We start from the raw sequence: 12793 nt of genomic DNA on the forward strand, positions 1-12793 counted from the left end.
CTGGATATACAAAAAAATGTATATCCAGGCAGCAGGCCGGCTCAAGCCTTGAGCGTATGCAGATCCAGAAGCGTGAACTTCCCTTCCGCCCGCCAGCCGCCTGTATCGATGTAATGCACGTTGCCGAGCTGCGCCGGCTTGCGCAGCGTCATGTGCCCGTGAACCACCGCCCGTATGTTGCGCACGGGCTGGGCGTACCGCATGCGGTAGCGCTCGATGGACCACAGGCAGTCCTCTTCGTCTTCCGGACTGAAACGGTCTTCGTGTATGGCTTGCCAGTCGTCATACGGAAAATCCGCATGGACCAGGCCGACCAGGCCGTCCGGCGTTTCGACTTCGATGGCCAGCGGCAAGGCCTGCAGGCAAGTCGCGATGCGCGCCTGCGTGTCGCGATCGCAGGCGTCCAGCCAGGCGCCGCCATGCGCGAGATGATCGACGTCGGGCAGCGGATGCTTCACCGCCCGCCGCCAGGTCATCAGCTCATGATTGCCGCAGATGGCGTGAAACCAAGGGCGTTCCAGCCAGGCCAGCACCTCGGCGGATTCCGGCCCGCGGTCCACCAGGTCTCCGACTGCGAACAACCGGTCGCGCTCGGGCGCGAACCCGATGGCGGCAAGTGCGGATTCGAGCCGGCTGAAATGGCCATGGACGTCGCCCACGGCGAAATCGCGGCCGGCGGTGTTGAGGGAAAAGCGTTGGACTCGGGGGCTGGCGGACATCGGCCTGGATTCCCTGGACTTTTGGCGGAAACCGCGATCGGCAAGCGCGACAGCGGATCTCGTTGCGTACCTGTCACTGTACCAGCCAAGCCAGCCCCGATTTCATCGGCCAGACCGCGATTGAGAGCCGCCGGAGCCCTCCGCTGGTAAATTCCATCACTCCCGCCATCTCCGAGGACATTTCATGGCAACACGAGAACTGCATCGCGGCCGCCTGATCGACCACATCGGGATGGTGGTGCGGGACCTGCCCGCCAGCAAGGCTTTTTATTTCGCCGTGTTCGAGGCCTTGCAGATTCCGTTGGGGGGCTCCGACGAGCGCAATTTCTGGGCGGACGAGCTGTACGTTTCGACGGCCGACAGCGAGGAGGTGCAGGGACCGTTGACCGGGCGCCATCATCTGGCCTTCCAGGCCCGGGACCGGGCCATGGTGGACGCCTTCTATCGCGCCGCCCTGGCCCACGGCGGGCGGGACAACGGCGCGCCCGGCGAGCGCGGCTACCATCCGGGCTATTACGCGGCCTTCGTGCTGGACCCGGACGGCAACAACATCGAGGCCGTGTTCCACGGCGTATCCGTGCGCAGCGCGGCTTCGGTGCGCATCGTCCGCTAAACCGGCCAGGGTTTCAGACGACGTCCTGGTCCAGCCGGCGCACGGCGGCGCTCAGGGTCGAGAGGTCGAATTCCTTGCGCCCGCGCAGCAGGCTGCGCATCAGCGCCGTGGCCGCGACCGGCACCAGCGCGGCCAGCAGGAACGACTCCAGCAGGAAAGTCGGCTTGTCGCCCGGCGCGGGGAAGTAGTAGAGGCCGGCGACCAGGCCGCTGACCGTGGCCACGGTGGCCGTGAAGCCGTCGTGCTTGCGGCTGAACAGGCCGTAGAACACCGGGAAGGCGGCCGCCGAGCACAGCAGGTCGGCCAGCAGGAACAGGTACAGCACGCTGTAGCCCTGCGAGGCCACCACCATCACCGGGATGGCCATGAGCAGCACCAGCCAGCGCGCCAGGCGTTTCATGGTGAGCGAGCTGGCGTTGGGCATGAGGCGGCGCAGGTCGACCGCGATGATGCTGGACACGGCGCTGATGGCGGTGTCGGCGGTGCTCATGACCAGCGACAGGCCCAGCGGGATCAGCGCGATCACGAACCACGCGGGCGCGTGCGGCATGATGACGCTGAAGAGCGCGATGGAGCTGTCGCCTTGCGGGGCCAGCCCGACGAAGGCCAGCCCGAACAGGCCCATCAGGAAGATGAACGGCGCGACCAGCAGGCCGCCCAGCAGAAAGCCGTTGCGCATGGAGCGGGCGTCGCGCGCGGCGTAGATGCGCTGCCAGTTGCCCTGGTGGAACACGCCGGTCAGCAGGATGGCGACGAAGAACGTCAGCCCGGCCTTCACGCCCATCGGGTCGGTCAGGTCCAGCAGCTGGGGCGCCTTGGCCTGCAGCGCCTCGATGGTGGGCAGCGCCCCGCCCGCGGCCTGCCAGCCGACCACGCACAGCACCACCAGCAGCGGCACGATCACCATCATCTGCACCTGGTCGGTGAAGATGGACGAGCGCAGGCCGCCGTAGCTGGTGTAGAGCAAGGTGGTGCCCATCACGATGGCGGCCGTCGTCCACAGCGGCACGGGCGCCAGCATCGCGACCAGCTTGGCGATGGCGGTGACTTCGGCCGACAGCGCGATGAAGAGGTAGAACAGCATGATGAAGAGCGCCAGCCCGTACATCGGACGGCCGTAGCGGGCCATCAGGAATTCGGTGAGGGTGTGGCCGTGCGGGATCAGTTCGCGCATGCGCCGTCCCAGCGGAATCATCACCAGCCGCGGCGACATCGAGCCCAGCGCATAGCCGACCACCGCGGCCAGTCCGCCCCAGGTCGCCGCCTGCGCGGGCGAAAACAGAATCCATGCGCCCAGCGTCGACGCCATCAGCGTCAGAATGGTGCCGACCGGCCCCTGGCTGTTGCGGGCGACGATGTAGTCTTCCAGCGTGCCGCGCTTGCGCCGGGCGTACAGAATGCTCGCCACGGCGAAGCCGCCCGCAAACAGCAGCAGCCACATCAGGGCGATCGGTTGGGTAAGCATGGGGGTCGTTCCTCTCGCGCCGCTATAGGGAAAATCCGGGGAGGGGCGCGCGAGTCTTGCGATGTCCTTCCCTTCGCCGGCATTACCCGGATCAGGTTCAAAGGGTTACCGCGGTGGCGCGGAATCTCAGCCCGTCAGGGCTCCCCCAGGAAGTGCCGCAAGATTAGGAGAGCGGCGCGGCGATGTCAACGCGGCGGACTATGTGCTAAGTTCGGCCGCTTGCGGAGCGCGCCCGCTCCTTCCACCGCCTTTCCTGCCTTCCGGTCCGCCGGAAACGACCGCCATGTTGCACCTGAATCTGTTCATTTTTGGTTGCGGCCACCATCGCGCCGCCTGGCGCCACCCCGGCTCCCCGGTCGAACGTCTGGGCGACATCCGCTATTACGAGGAGCTTGCCCGCACCGCCGAGCGCGGCAAGCTCGACGCCGTATTCTTCGCCGACGGCCAGTCGGTCGACAACATCGGCGACGGGCCGCGCTGGTACCTGGAGCCGCTCACCACCATGGCCGCGCTGGCGCGCGCCACCGAGCGCATCGGCCTGATCAGCACGGTCTCGAGCACCTTCTTCACGCCGTTTCATGCGGCCCGCATGGTGGCCTCGCTGGACCATATCTCGGGCGGGCGCATGGGCTGGAACGTGGTGACCTCGATGTTCGACGCCGAAGCGCGCAACCACGGCTACGAATCCATGCCCGGGCACGACTGGCGCTACGCGCGCGCCGAAGAGTTCGTCGACGTGGCGCTGCGGCTGTTCGAATCCTGGGACGAGGACGCCCTGGCCATCGATCGCGGGGGCTTCTATGGCGTGCCGCAGCGGGTCCACAAGATCGGGCACCACGGCGAGCATTTCCTGGTCGACGGGCCGCTGACGGTGCCACGCCCGCCGCAGGGCCACCCGGTACTGTTCCAGGCAGGCGCCTCCGACCAAGGCCGCGACCTGGCCGCCAGGCGGGCCGAGGCCATCTACGCCGTGGCCTACGACCTGCCCGCCGCGCAGGCCTATTACCGCGACATCAAGCAACGCGTGCTGGCGGCCGGCCGCAAGGCCTTCGTGCCCATCATGCCGGGCCTGGTCACCTACGTGGGTTCGACCGAGGCCGAGGCCCGGGCCAAGCAGCGCGAACTGGACGAGCTGCTGCCCAGCGACGCCTCGCTGCGCCAGCTGGGCACCTTCGTGCTGCAGGACTGCTCGGCCTGGGAGCTGGACGCACCGGTGCCGCCGCTGCCCCCGCTGTCCGAATTCACCGGCCCCAAGGGGCGCTATGCGACCATACTGCACATCATCGAAACCGAACGGCCCACCGTGCGCCAGCTGCTGGGGCGGCTGGCCGCCGGCGGCGGCCACTGCACCATGGTCGGCACGCCCGAACAGATCGCCGACCGGATGGAGCACTGGTGGCGCAACGAAGGGGCCGACGGCTTCAACCTGATGCCGCCCTCCCTGCCCGGCGGCATCGAAGACTTCGTCGAGCACGTGATTCCGGTACTGCAGCGCCGCGGACTGTTCCGCCGCGATTATGAACACAGCACCTTGCGCGGCCACCTGGGCCTGGAAAAGCCGCGAGGCTGACGCCGGGGCGCGGACGCGCAGCCATAATTTATCAATATGTGTGCAAAGTTCGGACCGAAGTATCTCTTTATGTATCTAGGACTTATCCGGTCAAAACCCACGTATCGGCGCCCGATATTCCTGAACTGTTGTTCATATGCAATAAACCGTAGGTATTTCAATGTGTAGGAAGTAACTAAATCTACACATTTAAGGGGACAGTCAGGGAGGATTAACCCTAATTCGGCCCTATTTAGCACATCCTGAACGATTACGTAATATCCGGTTTCATTGAATCCCGCCGGCTTGCCTAAGGTTAGGGCTGGTCTGTCTTCACCGCATTGGAGGCAGGTGACTCAAGCCATAGAACGGGATGTGATATGAAACTAACAAGAACTTTGCTCGCTGGCGCCATTCTGGCCGGCATGGCAGGCGCCGCACACGCCGAAACCTCGGTCACGCTGTACGGCGTCGTCGACTTGGGCCTGACCTACCAACGCGGCAAAGTCGGCACCACCGACTCCAACCGGGGCCTGTACGGCGGCGACTATCGTTCCCGCATCGGCATGTCCGACGGTATCCAGAACAATGGCTCGCGCTGGGGCCTGCGCGGCGTCGAAGACCTGGGCGACGGCCTGTCGGCGGTCTTCACGCTGGAAAGCGGCTTTACCGCCAACAACGGCAACCGTTCGCAAGGTGGCCGCATGTTCGGCCGTCAGGCCACCATCGGCCTGAGCCACACCGAATGGGGTCTGCTCGAACTGGGCCGCCAGACCAACATCGCGTCCAAGTACTTCCGCGGCATCGATCCGTTCTCGCTGGACTACCTGAACGCCAACATGGGCATGGCGTTCAGCGCGGCCAACACGGTCCGCTACGACAACATGGTCATGTACCAGACCCCGAGCTGGGGCGGCTTCCAGGCTGGCGTGGGCTACTCGTTCTCGACCGATGACGTCGAAGGCCCCACCGGCTTCAAGACCAAGGAAAACAACCGCGCCTGGACCGCTGGCGTGCGCTACGACAACGGCCCGCTGAACGTGGCGCTGACGTATGACGTGCAGTACCGCAAGCCCAACCAGCCGCAGCCGCAGCAGTTCATCATCGGCGGCGCGTACGACTTCGAAGTGGTCAAGCTGGCGCTGGCCTACGGCCGTTCCGAAGACGGCGTCTTCGCCGGCCAGGACTTCGCGCTGATGGGCGGCCGCCAGCAGTCCGGCGGCATCGCCCGCGGCATCGGCTATACCAACGACCGCTTCACCTGGGACGGCCTGCGCATCAACTCGTACATGGTCGGCCTGAGCGCGCCGATCGGCGGCGCCAGCAAGGTGTTCGCGTCGTGGCAACGCGCCGATCCGAACAAGAACCTGTACGCCATGGACGTGTACAGCCTGGGCTACACGTACGACCTGTCCAAGCGGACCGATCTGTACGCCCTGGCCTCCTACGCCGACGGCGCAGCCTTCATCAAGGGCGACAAGATGACCACGGTCGGCGTCGGCATCCGCCATCGCTTCTAAGCAGGTCATGGACAGCCCCAACTGAGCAGAGTCGGGGCGTCTCCTCTTTGGGCCATCCGTTCGTCGGATGGCTTTTTTTATTGCCGCGCGGTCCCCAGCACGGTCTGGCCGGCCTGCGAGACCGGCTTGCGGTGCTCGGCGGACTCGCGCAGCCGGGCCGGCCGGGCTTGCCGCAGGGGCTTGTTCGCGCGCGTCGCGATCCAGTCGTACAGCACCACGCCGGGATGGCGCAGCAATACCGCCAGCGCAGCGCCGACGACGAGGCCCACGGCCGCGATGATCGTCCAGGCCATCATCCGGCGCTCCCGCCGGCGCGGCATGCGGCCCGGCTAGTTCTCGCCGTATGGCCGCAACGTACTGCTATCGTCGGAAAAAAACACCAGATCATCGCTTATCAAGGCTGCCTTGCAAAAACAGGCGCAGCCTGGCCCCGGCAGCCGCGCGTAAACTTTTGAATGTAATGTACTATACATTACAAAAATTGACCCTGACCGTGGACGGCTTGCCGGCCCGCCGCGGCGATTCTCCGGGGAGAGGACACAGTGAGCCCGGTTACCCGCGTCAGCGCGCCCCGCCCGCCGACCAGCAAAGGCGAGGCGCGCCGCGTGCGGCTGCTCGAGGCCGCCAAGCAATCGCTGCTCGAGCACGGTTACTCCCGGACCTCCATCCAGCAGGTGGTGAAACAGGCCGGCGGCTCCGCGGCCACCGCCTATCAACTGTTCGGCAGCAAAGAGGGCTTGCTGGCAGCGGTGCTGCAGCATGAACTGGATGGCGTGCGCGAGGCGGTGTTTCCGCCCGCCCTGCTCCAGCAATCCGTCGCCACGGCGCTGCATGAACTGTCCGTGCGCCTGCTGGCCTACGCCCTGCAGCCCGAATCGGCGGCGCTCTATCGCCTGCTGGTCTCGGAATGCCATCGCCTGCCGCAACTGGCCGAATCGCTGCAGACCGCCGTGGACACGCAGATCCACGCCCCGCTGGAAGCATGCCTGCGCCAGGCCTGCGAGCGCGGCGAACTCTGCATCGACGATCCGCGCCGCGCGGCGGCGATGCTGGGCAATCAGATCAACGGCATCGCCTTCCAGGCCCGTTTGTCCGGCGGCAGGGCCGAGGGCCCCGACGCCGAACACCTGGCCGCCTGCCGCTACGCGGTCGATACGTTGCTGCGCGCCTTCCGGCCATAGCGCCCCGCCCGCGCCAGCATGGCCAGCGGCGCCAGCATGCAGGCCGCGGCCAGCCACAGGTTGGCCCGCAGCCCCAGCACGTCCACGCTGGGCGCGCCCAGCAGCGCGCCGGCGGCGATGCCCAGGTTGAAGACGGCCACGAACAGCGAGGTCGCCGCTTCGACCGCCTCGGGCGCGGCCTGCATCATCCAGGTCTGCAGCGCGACGGAGACGCCGCCGTACGCCAGCCCCCACGCCAGCAGCAACACCGCCGCGGCCGGACGGAACTGCCCCAGGCCGCTGAACAACAGCAGGATGAGCAGCAGCGCGGTTGCGATGGCGCACAGCGTCGCGCCCGCGCGCCGCGCCGCGGCGCTGCCGGCCACGAAATTGCCGGCCACGCCCGCCGCGCCGTAGGCGAAAAGCAGCGGTCCTATCCAGCCCGCTTCGAATCCCGCGTAGGACTGCAACAGCGGCCGCACGAAGGTATAGGCCATGAAGTGCCCGGCGACCAGGCACAGCGTGACCAGCAGCCCCAGCCTGACGCCCGGATCGGCCAGTTGCGACAGCATCCGGCGCAGCCCCGGCGCCGGCCCGGCGGGCAGGCGCGGCAGGCTCAGCGCGTTCAGGCACAGCACGCCGAAACACAGTCCGGCCATCAGGCCGAACGCCGTGCGCCACCCTGCCAGGCCGCCGATGAACGCGCCCAGCGGAACCCCCAGCACCGACGCCACCGCGACGCCGCCGAATATGACGGAGGTGGCCAGCCCTACCGCGGCCGGCGCAACCAGCCTGCCCGCCAGTCCGCCGGCCACCGCCCATATTCCGCCGATACAGATGCCGACGAGCACGCGCGCCGCCAGGAACCAGGCCATGCCGCAGGCCAGCGCGCCGGCGGCGTTGGCCGCGGCCAGCAGCGCCAGCAGGCCGCAAAGAACGCGGCGGCGGTCCGCGCCCTTCGCCCCCATCACGATCAGCGGCGCGCATAGCGCCGCGACGATCGCGGGCACGAACAACATCAAACCGCCCATGCCGGTGGACACACCCAGCTCGGCCGTGATGGGAACGAACAACCCCACGGGGAGCATTTCGCTGGTCACCACGCAGAAGGTCGCCATGCCGACCGCCGCGACGGCCAGCCAGGGCCGGCGCGCCACAGCGTTTCGATGGGGAGGAGTGCCTGAAGTCATAACGGTATGTCCATGAATGCCCTGGCCGGGCCGACTCCTCTGCACTCTACTGTTTCCAGCAAACTGATAAAGTAGGCTTGCAGACCAACACTAGGGACGAATCGTGCGCAATTCCGCTGCCCGGCTGGACCACATCGGCGACCTGCTGGCCTTCGTGCGCGTGGCCGATATGCAGAGCTTCACCGCCGCGGCCGAAAAACTTGCGCTGTCGCGCTCGGCCATCGGCAAATGCATCGCCCGCCTGGAGCAAGGCCTGGGCTCGCGGCTGCTCCATCGCAGCACCCGCAGCGTCAGCCTGAGCGACGAAGGCCGCGTGTTCTACGAGCACGCGCAGCGCATCCTGGCCGAAGTGGACAACGCGACCGACGCGATGGACCGCCGCAAGCGGGCGCCGCGCGGACGCCTGCGCCTGGACCTGCCGGTGTCGCTGGGCCGGCTGCACGTCATGCCGCTGCTGCGCGACTACCTGCGGCTATGGCCCGAAGTCGAGGCCGACGTCAGTTTTTCCGACGACTACACCGACCTGGTGCGCGACGGCGTGGACCTCGCGATCCGCATCGGCGGCGATACCGACAGCCGGCTGGTGCGCCGCGTGCTGGCGCCGCACCGCCTGATCACCTGCGCCGCCCCCGGCTACCTGGACCGGCACGGCGCGCCCGCCACGCCGGACGACCTGGCCCGACATCAGACCCTGGCGTTCACGCACGCCGGGGCGCCGGTGCCCTGGCGCTATGCGGTCCAGGGGCAGGAACGCCAGGTGCAGCCCGCGGGACGCCTGCGCCTGGGCAACACCGAAGCCTTGCGCGACGCCGTCCTGGCCGGCGCCGGCATCGCCCAGCTGGGCGCGTTTCTGGTCGGCGAGGACCTGCGCGCCGGACGGCTGGTGGCCGTGCTCGAAGCCCATGCGCCGCCAGGCGCCCCGGTATGCGCGGTGTATCCGCACCGCCGCCACCTGGCGCCCAAGGTCCGCGCGCTGATCGACGCCATGGCGCGCCGCTGGAGCGCCGCTCCGCCCTGGGGCGCCTGAACCCGGCCCGCGCATCCTTTATCATCATCGGCATGGCGCCACGCCATGTCATGCCGCTTTCCCCGGAGTTTTTCTTGAGCGATATCTATCAATTCAGCCGCGGCAGCGCCCCGCTGCTGATCTCCATTCCCCACCTGGGCAGCCAGATTCCCGACGCGCAGCGCGCGCAGATGACGCCGACGGGCCTGCAGTCCGGCGACACCGACTGGCATCTGGACACGCTGTACCGTTTCGCCGAATCGCTGGGCGCCTCGGTCCTGGGCGCGTGCTACTCGCGCTACGTGGTGGACCTGAACCGCCCGCCCAACGACGAAAGCCTGTATCCCGGCCAGACCAAGACCGGCCTGTGCCCGACCCAGACCTTCCGCGGCGACGCCCTCTACCTGGACGACGGCGTCCTGACCGACGCCGAACGCGCGCGCCGCCTGCAAGCCTATTGGCAGCCCTATCACGCCAAGCTGCGCGAAGAGCTCGACCGCATCAAGGCCGAGCACGGCACGGTGCTGCTGTGGGAAGCCCATTCGATCGCCAGCGTGCTGCCGCGCCTGTTCGAAGGCAAGCTGCCCGACCTGAACATCGGCACCGCCGACGGCGCCGCCTGTGCGCCGGACGTGCTGGCCGCGGTCGAAGCGCGCCTGCGCGCCGACAGCGCGCCGTACACCTGGGCCGTCAACGGACGCTTCAAGGGCGGCTACATCACCCGCCACTACGGCAGGCCGGCGGACAACGTCCACGCCATCCAGCTCGAGATGTGCCAGTCCACCTACATGGACGAAACCTATCCCTACGCCTATCGCCCCGAACTGGCCGACAAAGTGATTCCGCTGGTCGAGTCCATGGTGCAGGCCGCGCTGCGCCAGACCGTGGCGCGCAAGGGCTAGGCAGGTCGATCCTGCGCCGGCGCCACCCGTATCTTGAAGTCCAGCATCAGCACCTTGTGGCCCTGCGCGTTGCTGCAATAGCCCTGGTAGCGGCCGGCGACGAACGGCGTGCCGGCCGCCGCTTCGCTGTCCAGCCGCTCCAGCGCCAGCTCGAACGACTCGCCCGGATAGGCCGGGCGCAGGAACTTGCTTTCCACCTTGAGCAGCTGCACCGGGTTGGCGGCGAACTGCGCGGTGAACGCGGCCATGGCCGCGCCCAGCACGTGGATGCCGGCCAGCGGCACCTCGGCAAAGCCGGCCCGCAGCGCCAGTTCGCGCGAGCTGTGCACCGGGTGGCCGCCGCCCACCGACTGCAGATAGGCGGCGTGGCGCGCATCGGGCAGCGTGAAGCCGCCATGAAACTGCAAGGGCAACGATAGACCGGTCATGGACGGCTCCTAAATGACGCCGCGCGAGCGCAGCGCGGCCTGCTGCGCCGCCGACAGGCCCAGTTCGCGGCCATAGACCTCTTCGTTGTGCTGGCCGACGCCGGGTCCGGCCCGCCAGATGCGGCCGGGCGTCGCGGAGAACCGCGGCACCACGTTCTGCATGCTCACCTCGCCCAGTTCCTCGTCCTCGATCCGCACCAGCACTTCGCGCGCGATGAAATGCGGATCGGCGGCGATGTCGGCCATGTCGTAGATGGGGCTGAAGCTGACTTCGTGGCGCATCAGGATGTCGGACGCCCCGGCCAGCGTATGCGCGCCGAACCAGTCCTCCATGATGCCCTCGATCCCGGCGCGGTTCCGGATGCGCGCGGTGTTGCTGCTGTACAGCGGGTCTTCCAGCAGGTCGGCGCGGCCGATGGCGATGGCCAGCCGCCGGAACACCGTGGGCGCGCTGACCGCCAGCACCACCCACTTGTCGTCGCGGGTCTTGTACACGCTGCTGGGCGCCGAGTATGCATTGAGATTGCCCTGGCGGGTTCGCACCACCCCGAGCTGGTCGTACTCGATGGGCATGAAATCCAGCACGCGCAGCATGGCCTCGGTGGCCGACAGGTCGATCTCCTGCCCCTCGCCGTGCTTTTCCCGGTGCAGCAGCGCGGCCGCGACGGCGTAGGCGCCGAACACGCCCGTCAGCGCATCGGACACCGGAAAACCGGGATACAGGGGCGGTCCGTCCTTCTCGCCGCACAGGTTGACGAAGCCCGACATGGCCTCGAAAATCCGCGCGAAGCCCGGCCGCGAACGGTACGGCCCGGTCTGGCCGAAGCCCGTCACCCGCAGCACGATCAAGTCCGGCCGCAACGCGCGCAGCCGCGCCAGGTCCAGGCCCCAGCGGTCCAGCGTGCCGGGCCGGAAGTTCTCCACCAGCACGTCATACTGCGGCAGCAGCCGCTCCAGGATCTCGATGCCTTCGGGCTGGCGCAGGTCCAGGGTGACGCCGCGCTTGTTGCGGTTGGCCACCTTCGACCACAGCGCCACGCCGTTCTTGTGCGGCGGCAGTTGCCGTATGTGGTCGCCTTCGCCCGGCACCTCGACCTTCAGCACCTCCGCGCCCAGGTCCGCCATCAGCGTGCACGAGAACGGCCCCGCCACCACGGTGGAAATATCCAGCACACGCACACCGCTCAGCGGTCCCGCCCCGCGGGCCGGGCCGGTCTGCGCATCCATAACCTGCTCGACGCTCATGATTTTCCCTCAATCCAGCGACACATTGGCCTTGCGCGCGACCTCGCCCCAGGACCCGATCTCCGCCTTGATGAAGCGCGAGAAATCGCCGGGCGTCCCGCCCACCGGAATCGACCCTTCCGACTGCAGGCGCTGATTGATCTGGGGGTCCTGCAGCGCCTGGTTCACGGCGGCGTTGATCCTGTCGATCACCGGCGCCGGCGTGCCGCGCGGCGCGAACAGGCCGTTCCAGCCCGCGGCCACGAAGCCGTCGACCCCGGCCTCGGCCATGGTCGGCACCTGCGGCAGCGTCTGCGAGCGCTGCGCGCTGGTCACCGCCAGCGGCACCAGCTTGCCCGCCGCGATGTACGGGGCCGTGGTCAGGATCACGTCGAACGCCAGGTCCACCTGGCCGCCCAGCAGGTCCGCCATGGCCGGCCCCGCTCCCTTGTAGGGCACGCCCAGCAACGACGAACCGGTGTCGGCCTGGAACTTGCGCAACAGCATGTCCGCCGCCGTGCCGACGCCGGCCGAAGCCACCGAAATCTGCCCCGGCCGCGCCTGCGCCTGCTTGCGCAGCTCGGCCACCGACGAGATCTTCGTCGACGGGTGCGCCACCAGCACATAAGGCTGGTCCACCACGTGCACCACCGGCTCGAAATCGGCCACCGCGTCATACGACAGCTTCTTGTAGATATTCGGCCCGATGCCGTGCGTGGCCACCGTGCCCCACAGCAGCGTATAGCCGTCGTTGCGCGCGCGGGCCACCTGCTGGGTTCCGATGGTGCCGCCGGCGCCCGATTTGTTCTCGACCACCACCGGCCGGCCGATGGCCGCCTCGATGCGCGGCGCGAACAGGCGGGCCATCACGTCGGTGGCCCCGCCCGGCGGGAACGGCACGATGATGGTGATGGGCTGCGCCGGCCAGTCGGCCGCGGCCTGCGCGCCGCCGCAAAGCGCGCCCAGCATCAGTAGCGCGGCCAGGCGCGCGAACAGGTTCCTGGATTGCATGGTCTC

13 protein-coding genes and 1 riboswitch are annotated in these 12793 nt (G+C 68.0%); of the genes, 6 read left to right on the forward strand and 7 right to left on the reverse strand.

The features are described from left to right. Positions 1 to 41: 41 nt before the first annotated feature. On the reverse strand, positions 42 to 719 hold the full coding sequence (locus AC1M14_RS15595) for a metallophosphoesterase (RefSeq protein ID WP_479729964.1): 678 nt from the start codon (positions 717 to 719) through the stop codon (positions 42 to 44). Positions 720 to 903: 184 nt separating this feature from the next. Between AC1M14_RS15595 and AC1M14_RS15600 the strand changes: the two genes are divergently transcribed. Continuing rightward, complete coding sequence (locus AC1M14_RS15600) at positions 904 to 1332, forward strand: VOC family protein (RefSeq protein ID WP_102776098.1); 429 nt, start codon at positions 904 to 906, stop codon at positions 1330 to 1332. Between the two features lie 13 nt (positions 1333 to 1345). Here AC1M14_RS15600 and AC1M14_RS15605 read toward each other — a convergent pair whose 3' ends face one another. After that, complete coding sequence (locus AC1M14_RS15605) at positions 1346 to 2797, reverse strand: sodium:solute symporter family protein (protein WP_479729965.1); 1452 nt, start codon at positions 2795 to 2797, stop codon at positions 1346 to 1348. A 51-nt stretch (positions 2798 to 2848) separates the two neighbouring features. Next, positions 2849 to 2954: riboswitch (TPP riboswitch) on the reverse strand. 126 nt (positions 2955 to 3080) lie between these two features. On the opposite strand from AC1M14_RS15605, the gene AC1M14_RS15610 reads away from it, so the two are divergent. Both AC1M14_RS15610 and AC1M14_RS15615 read left to right on the forward strand, forming a co-directional pair. Next, complete coding sequence (locus AC1M14_RS15610) at positions 3081 to 4367, forward strand: LLM class flavin-dependent oxidoreductase (protein WP_479729966.1); 1287 nt, start codon at positions 3081 to 3083, stop codon at positions 4365 to 4367. A 359-nt stretch (positions 4368 to 4726) separates the two neighbouring features. Further along, complete coding sequence (locus tag AC1M14_RS15615) at positions 4727 to 5866, forward strand: porin (RefSeq protein WP_102776102.1); 1140 nt, start codon at positions 4727 to 4729, stop codon at positions 5864 to 5866. Positions 5867 to 5943: 77 nt separating this feature from the next. Here AC1M14_RS15615 and AC1M14_RS15620 read toward each other — a convergent pair whose 3' ends face one another. Next, a complete protein-coding gene (locus AC1M14_RS15620) occupies positions 5944 to 6162 on the reverse strand; it encodes a hypothetical protein (RefSeq protein ID WP_102776103.1) in 219 nt (72 codons plus the stop codon). A gap of 246 nt (positions 6163 to 6408) precedes the next feature. Here AC1M14_RS15620 and AC1M14_RS15625 point away from each other — a divergent pair, with 246 nt between their 5' ends. Then, the gene (locus tag AC1M14_RS15625; protein ID WP_209164919.1) at positions 6409 to 7047 is read left to right on the forward strand and encodes a TetR/AcrR family transcriptional regulator; all 639 of its coding nucleotides are present in this window, start codon (positions 6409 to 6411) and stop codon (positions 7045 to 7047) included. On the opposite strand, the gene AC1M14_RS15630 is transcribed toward AC1M14_RS15625, so the two are convergent. Beyond that, on the reverse strand, positions 7008 to 8183 hold the full coding sequence (locus AC1M14_RS15630; protein ID WP_479729967.1) for an MFS transporter: 1176 nt from the start codon (positions 8181 to 8183) through the stop codon (positions 7008 to 7010). The two genes, AC1M14_RS15625 and AC1M14_RS15630, sit on opposite strands and share 40 nt — an antisense overlap. 136 nt (positions 8184 to 8319) lie before the next feature. Here AC1M14_RS15630 and AC1M14_RS15635 point away from each other — a divergent pair, with 136 nt between their 5' ends. Beyond that, positions 8320 to 9243 carry a LysR family transcriptional regulator gene (locus AC1M14_RS15635; protein WP_479729968.1) on the forward strand — a complete coding sequence of 308 codons (924 nt, stop codon included), beginning with the start codon at positions 8320 to 8322 and terminating at the stop codon, positions 9241 to 9243. 74 nt (positions 9244 to 9317) lie between these two features. Beyond that, the gene (hutG, locus tag AC1M14_RS15640; protein WP_479729969.1) at positions 9318 to 10124 is read left to right on the forward strand and encodes an N-formylglutamate deformylase; all 807 of its coding nucleotides are present in this window, start codon (positions 9318 to 9320) and stop codon (positions 10122 to 10124) included. Here the strand turns inward: hutG and AC1M14_RS15645 are convergent. Genes AC1M14_RS15645 through AC1M14_RS15655 form a run of 3 tightly spaced genes read right to left on the reverse strand, consistent with a single transcriptional unit; the run spans position 10121 to position 12787 of the window. Then, positions 10121 to 10552, reverse strand: a complete 432-nt coding sequence (locus AC1M14_RS15645) for a MaoC family dehydratase (RefSeq protein WP_102776107.1) — start codon at positions 10550 to 10552, stop codon at positions 10121 to 10123. The two genes, hutG and AC1M14_RS15645, sit on opposite strands and share 4 nt — an antisense overlap. Before the next feature lie 9 nt (positions 10553 to 10561). After that, positions 10562 to 11797 (reverse strand): CaiB/BaiF CoA transferase family protein, encoded by a 1236-nt coding sequence (locus tag AC1M14_RS15650; RefSeq protein ID WP_102776108.1) that lies wholly within the window; start codon positions 11795 to 11797, stop codon positions 10562 to 10564. Between the two features lie 9 nt (positions 11798 to 11806). Further along, entirely contained in the window at positions 11807 to 12787 is a 981-nt protein-coding gene (locus AC1M14_RS15655) for a Bug family tripartite tricarboxylate transporter substrate binding protein (protein WP_258231561.1), read from the reverse strand. Positions 12788 to 12793: the final 6 nt, after the last annotated feature.

The sequence above is a fragment of the Achromobacter sp. SX5 genome, assembly GCF_056711425.1.